This is a genomic window from Giesbergeria sp., from assembly GCF_028686475.1.
GTDB lineage: Bacteria > Pseudomonadota > Gammaproteobacteria > Burkholderiales > Burkholderiaceae_C > Simplicispira.
In genome coordinates this window covers 1-2629 of record NZ_JAQUCA010000063.1, presented here as the reverse complement: position 1 = coordinate 2629, position 2629 = coordinate 1, and the positions used below count along the sequence as shown (strand labels likewise).

Sequence of the window (2629 nt, the reverse complement as noted above, 5' to 3'; positions counted from 1 at the left end):
GGAACACACAAATAAGCCGGCAAAGGGGGTCGCCTATCACCATTCCAGTCTGCTGCCATCCACTTCTCATAGACTACCAATTTCCGATTTGCCGAAACATCATTGCGGGGGTCACTGTCAGCAACATCCTTCCACACACTCCTAGTCTGAGACATCAGCGCACTACAAAAGCCAGTCATGTCCACCACACGCTTTTCCTTCACAGCCTGTGCCCAGGTCTGCCCTCCATGGAGTTGAAGCAGCGCCTTGCACACCTCCCTAGTCCAACACTTTTGCTCTGATTGCGCCAACAGCCCATCTGCCTGAATCACATCGTGAAGCACCTGGCAACCAGACTGGGCCTGACCAAAACAGGACTTGACCATGGCATTCCAAAACCGAACCACCGACCTAAACCAATAGTGGCGCATAGGCAGCTGGCCAGACTCACGTAACACAACATGGGTCGGGGCTGACATTTTAACACGCAACACACGCTTGATAAAACCCAATTGCCGCCGTTGCACTACCGGCGTGACAACTTCCTTGTCCAGGTACCCTGTGCTCCAGATCTGAGAACCATACATGCCAGCAGACAAAGCAAAAGACTGGAAAAGCCATAGCATGGCATGTGGCCTGTCACTCACACAATGGTTCTCCCCCATCTCCTCTACACGCTTAATGGCAGCCATCATCGGTCTCGCAGCATAGTCCGCAGCCACAGCCATCTTACCAGATTTGTGAAAAAGCACACCAAGATATTTGAATTCATTCACAACCTTCAGAGCACAACTACCCAGAGTGAAGGAGCGAGCAACATCACCCGGCTGTGAGTGGAAAACAACAACTTCAGACTTACCAACATTCACTGTTAGGCCCTTGCCCCTCGCATACCGTTCCAAATTGTTCAGCATGGCCTGCAACTCCCCAGCCTCACTGGCCAACAGAGTGAGGTCATCTGCATACATCATGTGTGAGACCGAGACACCAGGCATGGCAGTGGCAGCCCCATGTCTAGCAGGAAAAAACTGCTTAACGTCATTCACATACAGAGCAAACAAAAGCGGACTGAGAGGGCACCCCTGTTTCACTCCCATGGCAGGGTGTATGCGCCCTGTGTGTTTTTCCCCATCCACCAGCTCATATGCATCCCCCGTGTACATATCTTGCACAACCTTCAGCAAAGCATGTGGCAAGCCAATGTCCGCAAGATGCGTCCAGAGTTTACCACGGTGCACACGGTCATAAGCCTGTGTAAAATCAATAAACGCAGCATACACCCTACCCCCACGACGAATTTTGGCAGCAGAAATCAGGTGCCGCAAAATGAACATGGGTTGTACGGTATTACGATTGGGGTAGAAACCAAACTGTGAATCCGGCACTTTGCCATGAGCCACACTCCAGTCTGTCATGATCTCACGCACAACATTAGCAAACAGCCTGTACAGGCAAGAACTCACTGCCAGCATCCGGTAGTTGGTTGGGTCCAACAGGTCACCCTTTTTGTGCAGGGGCGACAGCCTAGCCACCTTCCAACAGTCTGGAATTTTACCCTGTTGCAGGCACACACCAAACATGTCACACAGCAAAGTCCCCAAAACATGTGAATGTTGCCGCTCCCCCACCGGCACCCTGGCATACTTGACAAACGAGACAGGAATGGCATCAAGTCCAGCAGCGGAGTCAGCACGCATCTGCCCCAGGTGTTTAGACACAAGATGTAATAGCATGGGCCTATCTGGCAGTACAAAAGCACGTTCGGTGTTCCTGTTCTGACTCGCCCCCAAAGCAATCAGCGTAGCTGGCCTACCCTGCGCATCCATTAGAACCCGCCGGTTGTGCCCAGCCGGGCCCCCAATTCCGCTCCCTCCCCCACATGGTTGTTGCTCTACCTCAGATGGCAGTGCAAAGTGTCTCTGAATGTGCTCCTGCCATGTCGCAGCTGAAATCGGTGTGGTTTTACGTGCTGCCTTCCTCACCACCATCTTGTATGCCTCGGGGTCCTTGTTGGCTATTCTGTCCAGCAGGCGAGCTGCCCGTAGCTGTTCATGCTTGCGCCGTGCCCGATTGGTCACACGGTTATACTCCCTGGCCAGCTCCTCGCGGGCGTGTCCAGACTTGCAGGCACGCCGCAATTGGCGCTTGGCCTCCCGGCACTGCTCATCAAACCAGGCAGGGCGTTGCTTGCCAGCGGGGTACCTGCGGAGGGGGGCAGGGCGCGTACGCACTACCATCCCTGCCGCGTTAGCCGCCCTCTCAATCATGCCCACCAGTGCAGCGTTCGCATTGTTCAAATCACCATCCGACAGTGCAGAAGCCATCTCCTGTTTCCCTATAACGTCGTCCCTAATGTGAGCCCCATACTGGTCCCCACCCATGTCATTCCACCGAAGCCTCACGTTCCCTTGCTCGTTGGTAGCATCCACACCAACATACGAGGTCCAGTCCCAATCCACAGAGGCAGCAGTAGGAAAGGAAAGAGAAATAGGATTGTGATCAGAAACAAAGCAACCGTCATCAATGTCAACTTTTTGTAGCATGCCAAACAAATCAGGAGTGAGCAACACATGATCTGGACGTGAACTGGCACGCCCATCGTAACCTTTGAAAGATCTCTGCGCCAAATAACCTCTGCCCCGCCCAGTGG

At 53.4% G+C, this 2629-nt stretch carries 1 protein-coding gene; it reads right to left on the bottom strand.

Annotated features, from left to right (window positions below; genetic code table 11):
• Positions 1-1697, bottom strand: a 1697-nt coding sequence (locus tag PHX60_RS15955) for a reverse transcriptase family protein (protein ID WP_300079786.1), incomplete at its 3' end; no start/stop codon positions are given.
• Between the last annotated feature and the right edge of the window lie 932 nt (positions 1698-2629).